Source organism: Archangium sp. (assembly GCF_045802675.1).
GTDB lineage: Bacteria > Myxococcota > Myxococcia > Myxococcales > Myxococcaceae > Archangium.
This window is the reverse complement of record NZ_JBJMQO010000111.1, coordinates 1-17,288: the sequence shown is the minus strand read 5'-3', so window position 1 is coordinate 17,288 and position 17,288 is coordinate 1. Positions and strand designations below refer to the sequence as shown.

The window sequence follows — 17,288 nt, the reverse complement described above, 5'->3', positions numbered from 1 at the left end:
GAGATCGACGAGGATCGCGTCAAGAAGATCGAGAACAGCGGCCTGGACAAGGTGAAGATCCGCTCGGTGCTCACCTGCCAGGCCAAGCGCGGCATCTGCGTGGAGTGCTACGGCCGTGACCTGGCCCGTGGCCGCAAGGTGTCCGTGGGCGAGGCCGTCGGTGTCATCGCGGCGCAGTCCATCGGCGAGCCGGGTACCCAGCTCACGATGCGCACCTTCCACATCGGTGGTGCGGCGACGCGGCGCGCCGAGCAGTCCAGCCTCGAGAACCGCAACGCGGGTCTGGTGAAGTTCGCCGGCCTGAACACGGTTCAGAAGAAGGACGGCAGCCTGGTGGCCATGAACCGCAACGGCGAGATCGTCATCATCGACGAGAGCGGCCGTGAGCGCGAGCGCTACCAGGTCATCTACGGCGCCCGCATCCTCGTGAAGGAGGGCCAGAAGCTCGAGGCCGGCACCCTGCTGGCCGAGTGGGATCCGTTCGCCATCCCCCTGCTCACCGAGGTGGGCGGTGTCGTGCGCTTCGAGGACATCATCGAAGGCGTCACGATGAACGAGTCGCTGGACGAGGTGACCGGCCTCAGCCGCAAGACGGTCGTCGAGTCCAAGGACCCCGAGGCCCGTCCGCGCATCACCATCCGCGACGAGCAGGGCAACATCAAGGACCTCATCTCCTCCAAGGCGCAGGCGAGCTACTTCCTGCCGCAGGGCTCCATCATCACCGTCAACGACGGCGATGAGATCCACGCCGGTGAGGTCATCGCCAAGGTGCCGCGCGAGACCACGAAGACCAAGGACATCACGGGCGGTCTGCCCCGCGTGGCCGAGCTCTTCGAGGCGCGCAAGCCCAAGGACGCCGCGGCCATCGCGGAGATCGACGGCGTGGTGTCCTTCGGCAAGGACACCAAGGGCAAGCGCAAGCTCATCCTCACCCCCGAGGTGAGCGGCGAGCTGCGCACCGACCTGGCCAAGGAGTACCTGATCTCCAAGGGCAAGAACATCAGCGTGCACGCCGGCGACCGCGTCAAGGCCGGCGAGGCGCTCATGGATGGCTCGGCCAACCCGCACGACATCCTCAAGGTGCTCGGCGAGAAGGCGCTCGCGGGCTACCTGGTGGATGAGGTGCAGGAGGTCTACCGGCTCCAGGGCGTGAAGATCAACGACAAGCACATCGAGGTGATCGTCCGGCAGATGCTCCGCCGCGTGCGCGTCACCGACGTGGGCGACACCACCTTCCTCGTCGACGAGCAGGTCGAGAAGTGGGTGTTCGAGGAGGAGAACGAGAAGGTCATGGCCGCGGGCCTGCGTCCGGCCGTCGGCGAGCCGCTGCTGCTCGGCATCACCAAGGCCTCGCTCTCCACCGAGTCGTTCATCTCGGCGTCCTCCTTCCAGGAGACCACCAAGGTGCTCACCGAGGCCGCCATCAACGGCAAGGTGGACTACCTGCGCGGCCTCAAGGAGAACGTCATCATGGGCCGGCTCATCCCCGCCGGCACCGGTCTGCCCAACTACAAGTACCTCGACATCGAGGTGGAGAGTCAGGCGGACGAGATCGCCGAGATGGAGGCCGCCCTGGCCGCCACCCACGGCGAGGACCTGCCTCCGCCGTCTCCCACCGGGAGCCGCCCGGAGACCAGCGGCGCCGCCTAGCCCGCTCTCCAGGCCCTGAAGTTGCAAGCCGCCACTCCGGTCTCCGGGGTGGCGGTTTTGTTTTGGGCGGTTCTTTACGGTTTCACGGCTTGACGGGTGACGTGCCGGTGCACTAAGCCGGGAAGAACCATGGAGGTCGACCCGGGGTCCCCGGGCGAGCATCCAGCAGTGGACTCAGGGAGCAGGCGGGCGAGCGCGGGTGGCGTTTCCATCCATCGGGGGGTGTGCTTACCTCGATTACCCTTACCTCCGCTTTCCGGGTCTCGGACCCGGGGAGCCGTGCTGGAGAGCGTCATGGACAAGCAGGAGACCCCGCAGAAGCACCCGCTGGCCGAGACGTTCGAGCGGGTGTGGAGCCAGGCCTTGCTGGCCGTGTCCACCGCCGAGGACGAGGCCGCGCGCACGGTGCAGCGCGTCGCCGAGCTGGCCGGGTGGAGCCAGGAGGAGATGAGCCGCCAGGGCCGTCTGCTGACGGATCGCCTGGTGGGCCATCGCAAGGACCTGGAGCACAACGTGGAGGAGGGGGTCCGGCGCGCCCTGCTGCACTTCAAGGTTCCGCGCAGGGAGCAGATCCAGGACATCGAGGCGCGGCTGGTGCGGTTGGCCGAGCGCATCGACGCGCTGGGGCAGCGCAAGTGATGGCCAGCCCCTCCGCCCCAGGTGGGCGGCGCGGGGAGTGGCTGTTCCGCTGGCTGCACGTGCTCGGCTCGGGGTGTGGAAAGCTGCCCCTGGTGGCCGCCGCGGCGCTCGTGCTGTCCGCCCGGGCCGTGCCCCTGCTGGCTCCGGCCGAGCCGCCCCGCATGGCCGAGGGCTCTCGCTTCGAGGCGACTCCGCCCGACGCGGCGCTCATCGACGCGGTACTGGCCAAGCGGGCCCCGGAGTTGGGTCTCACCTTGCGCCGGCAGGTCGGCCAGGCCATCGCCGAGGAGGCGGGGAGGGCGGGGTATGATCCGCTGCTGATCCTCGCCCTCATCGACGTGGAGTCGGACTTCACCGAGGAGGCCATCTCCGAGAAGGGCGCGCGGGGGCTGATGCAGATCAAGCCCAGCACGCTGCACTTCCTCGCGGAGAAGGAAGGGCTGCGCCTGTCTCGCGAGGAGGTGGCCGCGGATCCAGCCCTGGGCGTGCGCCTGGGCATCCGCTACCTGCGGACCCTCAACGACCGCTTCGGGGACCTGGACCTGGCCCTCATGGCCTACAACGCCGGCCCCACTCGCATCTGGCTGGCGAAGAAGGCGGGGGATCTCGACACCTTCCGCCGCTACCCCCGGCTGGTGCGCCGCGACTTCAGGCGCTTCCGGGAAGGGGAGGGGCTGGGGGGCGATTGGGCGCTCGCCCAGCGAGAGGCCCTGGAGAAGGCCCCCGGCGAGAAGGCTCCCTGAGCAGGCGGCTGAATTTCCGGGCCGCCGCTCCGGTCTCCGGTGACGCGCGCTTGTCCACCCCGGGCGGGTGCGCTATCGCTCAGCCACCGGAGGAGTCCCCACCATGCGTCGCGTCATCCCCGCCCTCGTCCTCACGGCCCTGCTGCCGGTCTCGGCCCTCGCCGGCTCGGTGTTCCTCAACGGCGTCCGCATCGACGGCGTGACGAACCAGCGGTTCGAGAAGGTCACCTCCGTCCGCATCGACGAGCAGGGCAACGTCCACATCGACGCGCCCGCCTATGCCGTGAAGGTGGTGAACGCTCCCCCTCCCGCGGCAACCCCCGCTCCCGTGGCCGCCGCCCCCGCGAAGCCGGCTCCGGCTCCAGCGCCCGCGCCCGTGGCCAGCCCGGCGCCCGCTCCGGCTCCCACCGCGACGGCGGCCCCCGCGCCCGCTCCCGCCCCGGTGGACACCGCCCCGGCCCGCCTCACCCGCCGCTACTGGCTCACCACGGCCCAGTCCGTCCCGGGTATGACGGACTACGACATCGACCTGTTCATCAACTCCAGGTGGGTGCGCAAGCTGCGCAACAGCGAGGAGCAGGTGATCGCCGAGATCACCGACTCGCTGGTGCCGGGGAAGAACACCGTGCTGCTGATGGCGCATAAAGTGGCGGCCGGCGCGCGCCGGAGCGAATCTCCGCAGCACGTGTTCAAGGTCATCATCGGCGAGGGCAACGAGGGCGGCGGCAACGTGATGATCGACAACCCCCTCATCCGCTACCAGCGCACCGCGGCGGAGACGGAAGACCAGTCCGAGGAGTTCACCCTCACCACGCGGTAGCGCGGGGGTAGCGCCGAACGTGTTCTCCATCGACGAGCGGTTCCGAGGCCTGCCCGCCAGCCGTGAGCAGGTCCTGGCTCTCTACCAGTCCATCAACTCGCCGCACCTGGCCATCCCCGGCAAGCCGGCGGGACCGGCCCAGGCCTTCGTGCTGGGCCTGCGCGGCTCGGGCGGCGCCGCCGTCTTCATCTACCTCTACCTGTCCGAGGCCCAGGACTGCGCGGTGTACGTGCCGGGCCGGCGCGCCGCGAGCCAGGAGGACTACCAGCAGGACGAGGCCGAGGCGCTCGCCTTCGTGGAGTCCATGGGCTTCATGATGGACGACGCCCACTTCCGCGCCCAGCCCGCCGCGAGCCAGGACGAGCTGCTGAAAACCCTGCCCGTCTTCTACAAGGACCCGAAGCTCGCGCCGGGTGCCGCCAAGAGCAAGGCCGACGACAAGCGCACGGCCTCGACGAACCTGGGCCGCCTGCTGGCGTCCTTCTGAACCTCCCCCGTACCCACGAGAACCCCCCACATGCTTCGCCTTCACCCCGCCTGGCTCCTCGCGCTCGCCCTGATGGGCTGCAAGCACGTCCCCACCGAGCAGGAGCGCAGCGGCGCCGAGATCCACTACGAGATCGGCCTGCAGGCCCAGCAGATGGGCAACGTGCAGGAAGCCTACAAGGAGCTGCAGAAGTCGCTGGAGCTGGATCCGGACTACCCGGAGGCGCACAACGCCATCGGCATCCTCCTGCACCTGGCCTTCAACCGGCCGGAGGAGGCCGTGGCGCACTACCAGAAGGCGCTGGAGGCGCGCCCGGACTTCTCCGAGGCCAAGACGAACCTGGCCAACGTGTACCTGGCCCAGGCGCGCTACGACGAGGCCATCAAGCTGTACGAGTCGGCCCTCAACGACATGCTCTACGCCACGCCCTATATCGCCCAGGGCAACATCGGCTGGGCGCTCTACAAGAAGGGCGAGACGGCGCGCGCGGTGCAGAGCATCAAGGCCGCGGTGACCACGAACCCCGGCTTCTGCCTGGGCTACAAGAACCTGGGCATCATCTACGACGAGACGGGCAATCTTTCCGAGGCGTGCCGCTACTTCGGCCATTATCGTGAGGCCTGCCCGGAGGTGGCGGACGCCTACCTGCGCGAGGGCGCCTGCCAGGTGAAGCTGGGCAAGATGGAGGAGGCGCGGCAGAGTTTCACCGCCTGCGAGGCCAAGGCGAAGAGCCAGGCGCTCAAGGACGACTGCCGCCGGCTGCTCGAGGCCTTGTAACCCCAGAGAGTGCCCACCCCCGTGGACCACGTCGAATTCGGCAAGTACCTGTCCCAGCAGCGCGAGCTGCGCGGCCTGTCCCGCGATGAGGTGTCGCGCGTGACGAAGATCTCCCCCAGCCTCATCATCGCCCTGGAGGAGGGGCAGGTGGAGCGCCTGCCCTCGCGCGTCTTCGTCGTCAACTACATCCGCGCCTACGCCACCGTCATCGGCCTGGCGCCCGAGGAGGCCATCCTCCGCTTCGAGGAGGTGGACAAGGCCACCCCGGAGCCCAGCCCCGTGGTGCTCGAGCGCGAGCGGCGGCGGCGGGCCTGGTGGGTGCTGGGCGTGGTGCTGCTGGTGGCGCTGGGCGTGGGAGCGTACGTGGCCTTGGTGATGAGCGGGAAGGCCTCCAACCCCCTCCCGCGTTGATCGAGACCATGGAGCGTTACGTCGACGAGGCACTCGTCCTCTCCACCGTGGACTACGGGGAAGCCGACCGGATGGTCACCCTCCTCACGCGCGACCACGGCAAGCTGACGGCCTTCGCGGCCGGGGCCCGCAAGAGCAAGCGGCGCTTCGCCGGCGCGCTGGAGCCCTACATGCGCCTGCGCGTGCAACTGGTGGAGACGCGCGGCTCCACGGTGCGCCTGGACTCGGCGGATATCGTCGGCGGCTACTACGGGGCCCGCGGGGACCTGCCCCTCATCGCCCGCGCCCTCTACGCCGTGGAGCTGTGCCGCGAGCTCACCCGCGACCACGAGCCGCACCCGGAGCTCTTCGAGCTGCTCGAGGACTACCTCCAGAAGCTGGACGCGAAGGAGGCCGGGCCCACCTCGCTGCTGGCCTTCGAGCTGTCGGCCCTGGCCCAGGCCGGGTTGATGCCGCGCTTCGACTCGTGCGCGCTGTGTGGCGGCCCGCCCGGCGAGCGGCCACGCTTCGATCAGGCCCATGGCGGCGCGGTGTGCGAGGCGTGCTCGCTCCGGGCGCGCGACGCGGTGGCCGTGCCCGCCGAGCTGCTCTCCGGCCTCCGGGCGCTGCAGGAGGGCCAGCGCACGCCCCTGCCCGCCGAGCTCCGGGCCCGGGCGAGGGGAGTGCTCAACGTCTTCATCTCCCACCACCTCGGCCGCCGCCTCAAGAGCGTGGACTTCATGGCCCAGGTCGGACTGGACTGACGGGCTGGACTGACGAGGGCCGAGCATGGACGTGGTGTGTGTGGGGGAGTGCCTGGTGGACTTCCTCCCGGCGGAGTCCGGCCGGCGCGTGCGCGAGGTGTCCGCGTGGCGGCCCGCCATCGGTGGCTCCCTGGCCAACGTGTCCGTGGGCGTGGCCCGGCTCGGGGGGCGCTCGGCCCTCGTGGGCGTGGTGGGCGAGGACGAGTTCGGCCACCTCCTGCGCGAGCACCTCGCCTCCGAGGGCGTGGACGTCAGCCACCTGCGCCAGACGGCCGAGGCGAAGACGGGCCTCGTCTTCATCTCGCTCGATGAGCGCGGCGAGCGCAGCTTCACGTACTTCCGCACGCGCTCGGCCGAGTTCCTCCTCGGGGAGCGCGACGTGGACCCGGCCTTCCTCGCCCGGGCGCGGGTGGTGCACTTCGGGACGAATTCGCTGCACCTGCCCGAGGCCCGCACGGCGATGCTGCGCACCGTGGACACCGCGCGCGCGGCGGGGCGCATCGTGAGCTGCGATCCCAACCTCCGCCTCCACGCATGGGAGGACCCCGAGGTGCTGCGCGGACTGCTCGGACAGCTGCTGCCCCGGTGCTCGGTGGTGAAGCTCTCCGAGGAGGAAATGGCCTTCGCCACCGGCCAGTCCGCTCCCGAGGCGGCGCTGCGCTACCTGTCGGGCCTGGGCGTGACGCTGCCCGTGGTGACCCGGGGCGAGGCGGGCGCCGTCTTCCTCTGGCGGGGCGAGGTGGTGCACGTGCCGGCGCCGCGGGTGCGCGTGGTGGACACCACCGGGGCGGGGGATGGCTTCACCTCCGCCTTCCTCCAGGGGCTGTCGCGGCGGTACGCGGACGCCCCGGCGCTGGCGGGGGCCTCGCGCGAGGACCTCGAGGCGCTGACCACGTTCGGCTGCGCCGTGGGCTCCCGGGTGGTGGAGCACCTGGGCGCCGTGTCGGGTCTGCCCCACCGGGGCGACGTGGCCGGTGTGTTGCCCGGGTGGCTTCGGGACGCGGATTCCTGAATCACTCTGCGGACTGCTGAACCCCCGCGCCGGAAGAACACGGAGCGTGTCGGCTGTCCTTGACGCTCCCGGACCCCGTCACTACGGTCCGCGGCGCCATGTACTTCCAGGATCTCATCCTCACGCTCCAGAACCATTGGGCCAAGCAAGGGTGCATCATCACCCAGCCCTATGATCTCGAAGTGGGTGCGGGCACCATGCACCCGGCCACCTTCCTCCGCGCCCTGGGCCCCGAGCCCTGGAACGTGGCGTACGTACAGCCCTCGCGGCGCCCCGCCGACGGCCGCTTCGGCGAGAACCCCAACCGCCTGTTCCAGCACCACCAGTTCCAGGTCATCCTCAAGCCCGCGCCCAAGAACGTCCAGCAGCTCTACCTGGACTCCATCCGCGCGTTCGGAATCGATCCGCTCGAGCACGACATCCGCTTCGTCGAGGACGACTGGGAGTCGCCCACCCTGGGCGCCTGGGGCCTCGGCTGGGAGGTGTGGTGCGACGGGATGGAAGTCACCCAGTTCACCTACTTCCAGCAGTGCGGCGGTTTCGAGTGCCGGCCCGTGGCGGCGGAGCTGACGTACGGCCTCGAGCGCATCGCCATGTACCTGCAGAACGTGGAGAACATCTACGACATCGAGTGGGTGAAGGGCGTCAAGTACCGCGAGATCTTCCACGCGAACGAAGTGGAGATGAGCCGGTACGCATTCCAGGATTCGGACCCGCAGATGCTCTTCGGCCTGTTCGACGCGTACGAGAAGGAGTGCAAGCGCCTCATCGAGCGCGAGGTGCCGCTGCCCGCGTATGACTACGCGCTCAAGTGCTCGCATGCCTTCAACCTGCTGGACGCGCGCGGGGCCATCTCGGTGACGGAGCGCGCCAACTTCATCAAGCGCGTGCGCGACAACGCGCGCCTGTGCGCCGAGGGCTACCTGAAGATGCGCGAGAAGCTCGGCTTCCCGCTGCTCAAGACGCCCTGGACGGTGGGCGAGCAGCCGCCGGTGCTCGAGGGCAAGGCCGCCAGCGAGTACTGGAAGACGGTGACCTTCAACAAGCCCGCCGAGGCGGAGGTGGCCCGTGGCAAGTGATCTGCTGCTGGAGATCGGCGCCGAGGAGATCCCCGCGTCGTTCATCGTCCCGGCGCTCGCGGACCTCGAGCGCATCATCACCGAGCGCGCGGCCGAGGCCCGGCTGAAGCACGGGGACGTGCGCACCTACGGCACGCCGCGGCGGCTGGCGGTGTGGGTGAAGGACGTGGCGGAGAAGGGCGAGGACATCACCCGCGAGGTGCTCGGCCCGAGCGCCAGGGCCGCCTTCGACAAGGACGGCAAGCCCACCAAGGCGGCGGAGAAGTTCGCCGAGAGCCAGAAGCTGTCGGTGGACGCGCTGCTGCGCGTGCAGACGCCCAAGGGCGAGTACCTGGGCGCGAAGGTGGAGGAGAAGGGCCGCCCGGCGGCGGACATCTTCAAGGACATCCTCCACGCGGCGGTGCACGGCATCAACTTCCGCAAGACGATGCGCTGGGGTGATGTGGACCAGGCCTTCGCGCGGCCCGTGCAGTGGGTGGTGGCGCTGCTCGGCGGCGAGGTGGTGCCGGTGGTGCTCGGCGACGTGAAGAGCGGCCGCACCACCTACGGCCACCGCTTCCTGTCGCCCGCGCCCATCGAGCTCTCCAAGCCCTCGGACTACGAGGCGGCCCTGGAGAAGGCCCACGTGGTGCCGGACATCTCCAAGCGGCGCGCCCAGCTCGTGGACAAGGTGCGCGCGGCGGCCCAGCAGGCCGGTGGCAAGCTCATGGAGGACGAGTCCCTGGTGGATCAGGTGACCAACCTCGTGGAGCTGCCCAACCCGGTGGTGGGCTCCTTCGAGGAGCGGCACCTGGAGCTGCCCCCCGAGGTGCTGGTGCAGGAGATGAAGAGCCACCAGCGCTACTTCTCCGTGCTGGACAACAACGGGAAGCTGATGCCGCGCTTCATCGCCGTGTCCAACACGCCGGTGCGCGACGTGAGCCTCTCGCTGCGCGGCTACCAGCGCGTGCTGCGCTCGCGTCTGGCCGACGGCCGCTTCTTCTTCGACGAGGACCGCAAGACGCCGCTCGAGTCGCGCACGGAGAAGCTCGGGCGCGTGGTGTGGCAGGGTCAGCTCGGCAGCTACGCGGAGAAGGTGGCGCGCTTCCGCTCCCTGGCCGTGAAGCTGGCCGAGTGGACGGGCCACGGTGCTCTCGAGTCCACCATTGAACGCGCCGCCACGCTGGCCAAGGCGGACCTCGTCACCGGCATGGTGGGCGAGTTCCCCGAGCTCCAGGGCGTCATGGGCCGCGAGTATGCCCGCGCCGGGGGTGAGCCCGAGGCCGTGGCCCTGGCCATCTTCGAGCACTACCTGCCGCGCACCGCCGAGGACTCGCTGCCCACACAGGATGCGGGAGCCCTCATCGGCCTGGCGGACCGCCTGGACACGCTCTGCGGTATCTTCGCCATCGGCAAGGGCCCCAGCGGCGCGGCGGACCCGTTCGCCCTGCGGCGCGCCTGTCTGTCCACCATCCGCATCGTCCTGGACCGGGGCTACCGCTTCTCCCTGTCCCAGACGGTGGACGCGGCCCTGGAGCAGCTCGCGCCGAAGCTCACCCTCGTCAAGCGCAAGGCCGGCGAGCCCGCGCCTCGCGAGCAGGTGCTCGAGTTCTTCCGCGGCCGCCTCAAGGCGCTGTGGACGGAGCAGCACCGCACCGACGTGGTCGAGGCGGTGCTGTCCGCCGGCTATGACGACCTCGTGGCCGCGCACAAGCGGCTCAAGGCGCTCTCCACCCTCGTGGGCCAGGCGGACTTCGCGCCCCTCGCGGTGGCCTTCAAGCGCGTGGTCAACATCGTCGAGAAGCAGGGCAAGGACGTCTCTCGCGGCGAGGTCGACTCCCAGCGCCTCACCGATGACGCCGAGCGCCAGCTCCACTCGGCCTACCTCCAGGCTCGCAACCGCGTGGGCGACCGGGTCAAGGCCGACGACTTCTCCGGGGCTCTCCAGGAGATCACCGGTCTGAAGCCCACCGTGGACACCTTCTTCGACAAGGTCATGGTGATGGCCGAGGACCGCGAACTGCGCGAGAACCGCATCCGGCTCCTCGTGGAGATCGGCACCCTCTTCAACCAGGTGGCCGACTTCTCGAAGATCCAATCGGAGGCCTGAGCCGCCTGGAGGGCAGACGGCCTCGAAGGGGGGCGTGTGGCAGGTAGGGAATAGCTGGGGACCTTTGTAGTTGCCCAGCGGTGGAGTGGTTCCTACACTCCCCCCCCCTTCCATGCGCCCCCTTCTCTTCAGTCTTGCGCTCCTCTTCGTCGCGTGTACCGAGTCCCAGACGCGACCCCCGCCGTCGGATCGCTTCATCTATCCGAGCGGCATCGTGCACCGTCCGGTGGCGGGTTCCAGCCACGGCGTCCTCTACGTGTCGAGCGCCAACTTCGACCGGTGCTACGACCAGGGCACCGTGATGGCGGTCGACCTGGACAAGGTGACCTCCAGCACCGGGGAGACCCTGCCGCCCATCGGCGCGGCCCCCTCCGGCGATCCGGTCGAGCTCGAGCAGCTCAACCTCGCGTCCGGCTCGCGCCTCTTCATCCAGAGCTACGCGGGAGAGATGGCCTTCCGGGCGGCTTCGGATCTGGAGGTGGAGGACGAGAACGGCGCCAAGACGACGATCAGGATCCCGCCCCGGCTCTTCATCCCCGCCCGCTCGGACGGGGACTTCGTCCACTACATCAACATCAACGAGTCGGAGCCGGCGCGGCTCAGCTGCCAGGGCACCGACGGTGAGGACTGCACGCGCGGGGCGCTGTCCCTCTCCACGAACATCTCCGGGCAGACCAATGATGTGCCGCGCGCGTATGCGCCCTTCGGCGTCTCCATTGATCCCTCGGGGAACCCGTGGGTGACACACCTGAACCCCGCGGACTCGCCCGCCCAGTCGCGGACGAACTACGCGTCGTACGTGGTGGCGCTGAACGGGAGCGTGCCGAGCGACCAGCAGCCGAGCCTCACGACCGAGAACTTCTACTCCCTGAACGCCACGGACCTGCCCCTGGGTGGCAGCAACTCGGTGGTCGCCGACGAGCGGTACGTGTTCGTCTCCGGCCGCTACGACGCGAACGTGATCAGCTCCACCGAGGCCCGGCGCTTCCTGCTGCGCGTGGTGGACAAGACCAACAAGAGCCGGCTCGTCGACCCCGGGTTGGACCTGGGCTTCGCCGCCAATGACGCGCGAGGCATCGCGCTGACCCCCAAGGCGTCGAGCACGGACACCGGGCCCCGGCGCATGTACATCGCCACGCGCACGCCGGACTCGCTGGTGACGGTGAGCGTGACGGGCATCGGGCCGGAGTCGGAGAGCCCCAGCCTGAGCGTGGTGGGTGCGGTGCCCCTGCCCAACGGCCCCACCGAGGTGGCGCTGGTGCCGCGCGGCTCCTCGTCCACGGGCGTGTCCCACAGCGAGCTGGTGGTGGTGTCCTGCAGCACCGCCGGCGTGGTGGCCATCTACGACCCGGACGTGGGCCAGGTCGTGGCGCAGGTGGCGGTGGGCGAGACGCGGGGCACGAAGGTGCCCCAGCCCTTCGGGCTCGCCGTGCAGCAGCAGGGCAACGCGGCCCGGGTCTTCGTCAGCAACTTCAGTGACGGACGCATCTCGGTCATCGACATTTCGGATCTCAGCAGTCCTCAGTCGGCCCGCCTGGTGGCCCATATCGGCGCCCGGCAGGATACGGGCTCCTCGACGTGTCAGGAGGTTTCGCAGTGAAGCGCTTCATCGTGTCGTTGGTGGTGGTGGCTGGGGCGCTCCTGTCCGCCTGTACCCAGACAAGCGAGACCATCCAGCCCGTGGGCCTGTCGGGCACGTACGACCTGGTGCTGGTGGGCGATCTGCTCTTCGTCACCTCGGCGGACAGTGACGAGCTGCGCGCGCTCCAGCTGTCCACGGAGGTGACGGAGCGCAAGTTCGTCCAGGCGCCCAATCCGCTCGAGGCCCTCTCCATCCCGGTGCTCGAGCGGCCCCAGGCGCTCGCGCGCGACGAGCGCTACGACGAGAACGGGGCCGAGCGGTCCGGCTCCTACGTGTTCGCGCGCAGCAGCGGCTCGACGCAGATCTCCGTGGTGGGCGCCTTCAATCGTCCCGACCGGCTGAAGGAACTGGCGCGGTTGGACACGAAGGGGCTCACGGCAGACAAGTCCTCGGGTCCGGTGACGGCCTTCGCGGCCCGCGCCGCCGACGTGGCCGAGGGGGAGGAGGGCGGCAGCACGCTCTACTTCGCCACCCAGGAGGGAGATGGGGGCAGGCTGTGGCAGGTGCAACTGCCGGCGCCGGCGGAGCTCCTCGCGGTCGTCCAGCAGTCCAAGGACCTCTGCGACTCGGATCCCCCGAACTGCAAGTCCGTGTCGGAGCTCCTCAGCGGTAATGTGAAGCCCCTGCCGGAGGCGGGGCTGCCCACCAACGTGTCCGTGTCCTCCATCCTGGTGCTGCCGCAGCCCGAGATGATCGCCGTGGCCACGCGCGGCACGGCGGGCGGCGCCACGCTCGGGACGAGCTTCACGGTGGAGCTGGGGACGGGGATGAAGCAGGAGCTGAAGTTCGGCGCCCAGGTGCTCCAGCTCGCCACCCACGGGAAGGTGACGTACACGGACCGCCAGAACGTCTCCAAGACGCTGGAGGCGGGCGAGCGCATCTTCGGCGTCCTGGATGCTTCCAGCTGTGGCGGGGCGCTCCAGTGCACGGGTGTGCTGGCGGTGCAGGCCCGGGAGGGCGGCAAGGACGGCAAGGTCGCCAATGGCGAGGTGCTCTCCGACGTCTCCGGCTACCCCATGATGGCCATCAACGCTGGCAGCGGGCTGCCCACGGGCCTGTCGCTGTCCACGGACACGAATCTCATCCAGCAGCCCGGCGAGCCCGTGGACCTCCCCGTCCCGAAGCAGAATCCAGGAGACGCGCAGACGTATACCGCGCGGGACAGGAGCGTGCCCCTGCTGGGCATCGTGCCGCTCTCCAACGGGGAGATCCTCTTCTTCGACGGGGTGAACCTGGCGCCCTTCAACGTGAACGCGAACAACGTGACCACGGGCGGAATCGAGCGGGCGGTGAACGAGGCCACCTTTACCCGGTCCCTCATCCGGGCCACGGGTACCGCCGCGGAGGATACGGGCGACATCGAGGTCGCCACCACGTACGGCGTCACCCGGAGCCAGACGTACCTGCTGACGTACGAGAGCGTCCTGCCCGGAATGGAGGCCCTGGCCATCGACGAAGGCGCCTTCAGGGTTCCCTACCAGCCTCGGGGCGCGGCGAAGGGGCAGGTGGTGGAGCCGGGGGACCACGTCGTCCTGCTGCTGTCGGCCACGAGCACGCAGGCGTGCACCGACGGGGAGTTGACGGTGGTCTCGGTGCTGCCCCCGTCGGGTGACGAGGCGCGGGCCACCCTGGTGACCTCGGGCGCCATCCCGGCGGCCTGCTCGGGGTACGGCTTCTTCCAGGTCCGGGCCTCGGGCGACCGGCCGCTGGTGCTCTCCACCGCGGGCGAGGACTACCTCCAGCGCCTGGGCGTGAACGAGACGTTCTCGCGCACCGGTACGTACTTCTTCCACCCCGAGGGCTACATGGGCCAGAGCGAGAACCTGGAGGTGAGCATCCGCGTCACCTCGCTCAGCCGCGGCACCCTCCTGCGGGGCGCACGCTACGTGGTCACCACCCAGGCCAACTACTTCCCCTATGTCATCACGGTGGACACGGTGAACTTCGCCGGCCTGCGCTCCTTCCGGCTGCCGGGACCCGTGGTGTACTGGAAGCCCCCGCTGGACGCGCAGGGCAACCAGCCCACGGGCTATGCCTACATCGTCTACCCCTCGGCCAGTGGCGTCCTCGAAGTGGACCTGACCAACATCGACGCGAGCGTGGCCAACAGCCGCGGCGTCGTGCCCTATCGGTGATTTCGCGTCCCCGGACGGCTCTGCTATCGTCCGAGGCACCAGGATTAACGAGTCAAGACTGATGATCGACCAGAACTCCCGCCCCGCCCGCAAGGTAGGCATCGCCGACCATCTGTGGGAGACGTACGAAGACATGGCCCAGCAGATGGGCTCGGATCGTGACGCGCTCATCAATCAGGCGCTGTTCATGTTCGCGCGGCTCAACGGCTTCATCGAGGTGGCCCGCCCGGGTCACTCCGAGGTGGCCGCTCCGAGCGCGGCGGCACGCGCCTCCGGCCCGGCCGCGGGGGCCAGCAAGTCCAGCCCGCCCGTGCTCCAGCCCGTCAGCGGGGGCGCCTCCAAGGCCTCGGCCGCGCCGCCCCGCGATGACACCCCGCTGCCCGGCCCCGCCCCGCAGCGGCCCTCCGCTCGCGGCGAGGACCGTGCCCCCGCCAACGCCCTGGACAACGATCCCGCCCGCCGCGAGGTGGCCGAGCGTGTCCTGGAGACGGCCGCCGAGCTCGAGCGCCTCATCAAGGGCAAGAGCAACGAGCCCCGCGAGGAGATCGACGAGGATCAGCTCGCCGACGAGCCCGCCGACTCCGGCATGGACATGGCCGACGACGAGCCCATGCAGGACGACGAGCCCATGGGTGACGACGAGCCCATGCAGGACGACGAGCCCATGCACGACGAGGAGCCGGGCGGGGCAGCGCTCATCCTCTCCATGGACAACGCCGAGCCCCAGACGATCACCAAGGAGCGGTTCGTGATCGGCCGCGGCAAGCACTGCGACCTGATGATCAACTCGGGCAAGGTGTCGCGCGAGCACGCCGTCATCGTCCGCGACGGCGACGACTTCTTCATCGAGGACCTGGGCTCCTCCAACGGCACCTGGTTCAACAAGCAGCGGATCAAGCGCCGCAAGGTCGAGGACGGCGACGAGTACTTCATCTGCAGCGAGCGGGTGCGGCTCTCCTACGCCTGAGCGCGGCGCCCCGGTTGCAAGCGGGCGGGCTGTTGGCCAATTGACGGAGAGCGGCCCTCCCTGATTTATTCCAAAATCCGCCCCCTCCCTCCCGGGGGCGGGTTTTCGATGACTCCCTCCTACAACGCGCTCTGGATCGTGCTGGGTGTGGCGCTGGTGATCTCAGTGGCCACGGATGTGCTGCGCCGCGAGATCCTGGACGTCGTCACCTACCCGCTGATGGCGGTGGGGTTGGGCGTGCGCCTGTGGACGGAGGGCGTGGGCGACCCGCAGACGGGGCTGGTGAGCGGGGCGGTGGCGGGGGCGGGGCTGGCGCTGCTGCTGGTACCGGCGGCGGCGCGCGGGAAGATGGGTTGGGGAGACGTGAAGTTGATGGCGGGCGTGGGGGCGGTGCTGGGCTATCCCACGGTGGTGGCGGCCGGGGCCTTCATCTCCCTGGTGGGCGCGCTGCAGGCGGTGGTGACGCTGCTGTGGCACGGCGCCGCCTGGGAGACGCTGGGCGGCATGATGCGCCGTCAGGCCGTGCGGTTGCGGCTCATGCACGAGAGCACGGTGAGCGCCTCTCCCCGCCACATCCCGTACGGCGTGGCGATCGCGCTGGGAACTTTCTGGGCCATGGTGTGGCAGCACGACAGACTGGGGTAGTTCGGATGCGACGCGAAGGGACTCTCACGATGCTTGGACGCTTCACGCAGCTGGCCGCGCTTGGCGCCCTGCTGGCCCTGTTCGCCGCGGGCTCCGCGCGAGCCCAGGACAGCAGCGTCATCAACCTCGGCGTGGGCACGCAGAAGGTCATCACCGTGCCCGGCACCACCCGTATCGCCCTGGGCGATCCGAACGTGGCCGAGGTGAAGGCCATCGGTGGCAATCAGATCCTCATCAGTGGCACCTCCGAGGGCAAGACGACGCTCCTGGTCTGGAAGAGCTCCGGCCAGCGCGTCAGCTACCTCGTCACCGTGCGCAAGCAGGACCTCGGCGAGGTCACCGGCGAAATCAAGAAGCTGCTCGGAGAGATCGAAGGCGTCAGCGTGCGCATGGTGGGCGACCGCGTCTACCTCGACGGCCAGGCCTATACCTCGGCGGACGCCGAGCGGATTGAGCAGGTGGTGTCGCTCTACCCGAACGTGAAGAGCTTCGTGAAGGTGGCGCCCAACGCCAAGAAGCTGGTGGCGCAGAACCTCACCGCCGCCTTCCAGAAGGCCGGCCTGCGCAACGTGCAGGTCAACGTGGTGGGCTCCACCATCTTCCTGGAGGGCTCGGTGGAGAGCCAGCAGGATCTCCAGAAGTCCGAGCTCATCGTCAAGGCGGTGGGCGAGAAGGTGGAGAACCTGCTCGTCGTCGGCATCAAGCGGATGATCCTCTCCGAGGTGCAGTTCGTCGAAATCCGCCGCAACTCGAAGGACCGCTACGGGATCAAATACCCCACCGACATCACCGGCAGCGTGGCGGCCACGGCCACCATCAACCAGGATCTGTTCCCCGGGAACTTCGGCTCGGGCCGCGGCATCATGACGATCACGGGCGGCTCGGACTTCTCGGTGGGCTTCCAAGCGAACGATGGCTACGGCCGCCTGCTCGCCCAGCCCAAGCTGGTGTGCGCCAGCGGTGAGAAGGCCGAGTTCCTCGCCGGTGGCGAGGTGCCCATCCCCCTCATCACCCAGAACCAGTTCACGGTGGAGTACAAGCCCTACGGCGTCATCCTCAACCTGCGCCCCACCGCGGACCGCAACGGCAACATCCAGACGGAGATCGAGGCCGAGGCCAGTGAGATCGACACCTCGGTGGCGGTGTCCATCGGTGGCTCGGCGGCCATCCCCGGCTTCCGCAGCCGCAAGGTGAAGACGAACGTGACGGTGCGCCACGGCGAGACGATCGTCCTCTCGGGCGTGTTCAGCCACGACGAGCAGAAGGCCGTCTCCAAGCTGCCCGGCCTGGGTCACATCCCCATCATCGGCGAGCTCTTCAAGAGCCGCGCCTTCGACTCCACCAAGCGCGAGCTGGTCATCTTCGTCACGCCCCGCATCGTCAACCCGGACTCGGACAAGATCCGGACGATCATCGAGGACGTGAAGAGCCGCTACAAGCAGGCCCGCT

15 protein-coding genes and 1 pseudogene are annotated in these 17,288 nt (G+C 69.3%); all 16 read left to right on the top strand.

Translation table 11 applies throughout. The features are described from left to right. Nucleotides 1-1,650: pseudogene (locus ACJ8AN_RS31865) on the top strand (DNA-directed RNA polymerase subunit beta'); the annotation flags it as partial. Nucleotides 1,651-1,944: 294 nt separating this feature from the next. Further along, complete coding sequence (locus ACJ8AN_RS31860; RefSeq protein ID WP_407759301.1) at nucleotides 1,945-2,289, top strand: hypothetical protein; 345 nt, start codon at nucleotides 1,945-1,947, stop codon at nucleotides 2,287-2,289. Continuing rightward, entirely contained in the window at nucleotides 2,289-3,032 is a 744-nt protein-coding gene (locus tag ACJ8AN_RS31855) for a lytic transglycosylase domain-containing protein (protein WP_407759300.1), read from the top strand. Before ACJ8AN_RS31860 ends, ACJ8AN_RS31855 begins: the two co-directional genes overlap by 1 nt. 103 nt (nucleotides 3,033-3,135) lie before the next feature. Then, on the top strand, nucleotides 3,136-3,852 hold the full coding sequence (locus tag ACJ8AN_RS31850) for a hypothetical protein (protein ID WP_407759299.1): 717 nt from the start codon (nucleotides 3,136-3,138) through the stop codon (nucleotides 3,850-3,852). Nucleotides 3,853-3,871: 19 nt separating this feature from the next. Beyond that, nucleotides 3,872-4,339 (top strand): social motility and stimulation tgl protein, encoded by a 468-nt coding sequence (locus tag ACJ8AN_RS31845; protein WP_407759298.1) that lies wholly within the window; start codon nucleotides 3,872-3,874, stop codon nucleotides 4,337-4,339. A 30-nt stretch (nucleotides 4,340-4,369) separates the two neighbouring features. Then, nucleotides 4,370-5,116 carry a social motility TPR repeat lipoprotein Tgl gene (gene tgl, locus ACJ8AN_RS31840; RefSeq protein ID WP_407759297.1) on the top strand — a complete coding sequence of 249 codons (747 nt, stop codon included), beginning with the start codon at nucleotides 4,370-4,372 and terminating at the stop codon, nucleotides 5,114-5,116. A gap of 21 nt (nucleotides 5,117-5,137) precedes the next feature. Continuing rightward, on the top strand, nucleotides 5,138-5,527 hold the full coding sequence (locus ACJ8AN_RS31835) for a helix-turn-helix domain-containing protein (RefSeq protein ID WP_407759296.1): 390 nt from the start codon (nucleotides 5,138-5,140) through the stop codon (nucleotides 5,525-5,527). Nucleotides 5,528-5,535: 8 nt separating this feature from the next. Continuing rightward, nucleotides 5,536-6,270 carry a DNA repair protein RecO gene (recO, locus tag ACJ8AN_RS31830; RefSeq protein ID WP_407759295.1) on the top strand — a complete coding sequence of 245 codons (735 nt, stop codon included), beginning with the start codon at nucleotides 5,536-5,538 and terminating at the stop codon, nucleotides 6,268-6,270. Nucleotides 6,271-6,295: 25 nt separating this feature from the next. Then, a complete protein-coding gene (locus ACJ8AN_RS31825) occupies nucleotides 6,296-7,282 on the top strand; it encodes a carbohydrate kinase family protein (protein ID WP_407759294.1) in 987 nt (328 codons plus the stop codon). A 98-nt stretch (nucleotides 7,283-7,380) separates the two neighbouring features. Further along, nucleotides 7,381-8,361: a glycine--tRNA ligase subunit alpha gene (gene glyQ, locus ACJ8AN_RS31820; RefSeq protein WP_407759302.1), complete on the top strand. Its 981-nt coding sequence runs from the start codon at nucleotides 7,381-7,383 to the stop codon at nucleotides 8,359-8,361. Then, complete coding sequence (gene glyS, locus ACJ8AN_RS31815; RefSeq protein WP_407759293.1) at nucleotides 8,351-10,450, top strand: glycine--tRNA ligase subunit beta; 2,100 nt, start codon at nucleotides 8,351-8,353, stop codon at nucleotides 10,448-10,450. The genes glyQ and glyS overlap by 11 nt, the downstream gene beginning before the upstream one ends. A gap of 112 nt (nucleotides 10,451-10,562) precedes the next feature. Next, nucleotides 10,563-12,050, top strand: a complete 1,488-nt coding sequence (locus tag ACJ8AN_RS31810) for a hypothetical protein (protein ID WP_407759292.1) — start codon at nucleotides 10,563-10,565, stop codon at nucleotides 12,048-12,050. After that, nucleotides 12,047-14,227, top strand: a complete 2,181-nt coding sequence (locus ACJ8AN_RS31805; protein WP_407759291.1) for a hypothetical protein — start codon at nucleotides 12,047-12,049, stop codon at nucleotides 14,225-14,227. The genes ACJ8AN_RS31810 and ACJ8AN_RS31805 overlap by 4 nt, the downstream gene beginning before the upstream one ends. Before the next feature lie 61 nt (nucleotides 14,228-14,288). Further along, nucleotides 14,289-15,194, top strand: coding sequence for an FHA domain-containing protein (locus tag ACJ8AN_RS31800; RefSeq protein ID WP_407759290.1), 906 nt, complete (start codon nucleotides 14,289-14,291; stop codon nucleotides 15,192-15,194). Nucleotides 15,195-15,302: 108 nt separating this feature from the next. Continuing rightward, the gene (locus tag ACJ8AN_RS31795; RefSeq protein WP_407759289.1) at nucleotides 15,303-15,839 is read left to right on the top strand and encodes a prepilin peptidase; all 537 of its coding nucleotides are present in this window, start codon (nucleotides 15,303-15,305) and stop codon (nucleotides 15,837-15,839) included. Between the two features lie 29 nt (nucleotides 15,840-15,868). Further along, nucleotides 15,869-17,288 (top strand): pilus assembly protein N-terminal domain-containing protein (locus tag ACJ8AN_RS31790; protein WP_407759288.1); only part of this gene is annotated, 1,420 nt, incomplete at its 3' end.

Bases quoted from the DNA above. Each gene is read 5' to 3' on its own strand.
- ACJ8AN_RS31860 (WP_407759301.1), top strand. From the start codon at position 1,945: ATGGACAAGCAGGAGACCCCGCAGAAGCACCCGCTGGCCGAGACGTTC.
- ACJ8AN_RS31855 (WP_407759300.1), top strand. From the start codon at position 2,289: ATGGCCAGCCCCTCCGCCCCAGGTGGGCGGCGCGGGGAGTGGCTGTTC.
- ACJ8AN_RS31850 (WP_407759299.1), top strand. From the start codon at position 3,136: ATGCGTCGCGTCATCCCCGCCCTCGTCCTCACGGCCCTGCTGCCGGTC.
- tgl (WP_407759297.1), top strand. From the start codon at position 4,370: ATGCTTCGCCTTCACCCCGCCTGGCTCCTCGCGCTCGCCCTGATGGGC.
- recO (WP_407759295.1), top strand. From the start codon at position 5,536: ATGGAGCGTTACGTCGACGAGGCACTCGTCCTCTCCACCGTGGACTAC.
- ACJ8AN_RS31825 (WP_407759294.1), top strand. From the start codon at position 6,296: ATGGACGTGGTGTGTGTGGGGGAGTGCCTGGTGGACTTCCTCCCGGCG.
- glyQ (WP_407759302.1), top strand. From the start codon at position 7,381: ATGTACTTCCAGGATCTCATCCTCACGCTCCAGAACCATTGGGCCAAG.
- ACJ8AN_RS31810 (WP_407759292.1), top strand. From the start codon at position 10,563: ATGCGCCCCCTTCTCTTCAGTCTTGCGCTCCTCTTCGTCGCGTGTACC.
- ACJ8AN_RS31800 (WP_407759290.1), top strand. From the start codon at position 14,289: ATGATCGACCAGAACTCCCGCCCCGCCCGCAAGGTAGGCATCGCCGAC.
- ACJ8AN_RS31795 (WP_407759289.1), top strand. From the start codon at position 15,303: ATGACTCCCTCCTACAACGCGCTCTGGATCGTGCTGGGTGTGGCGCTG.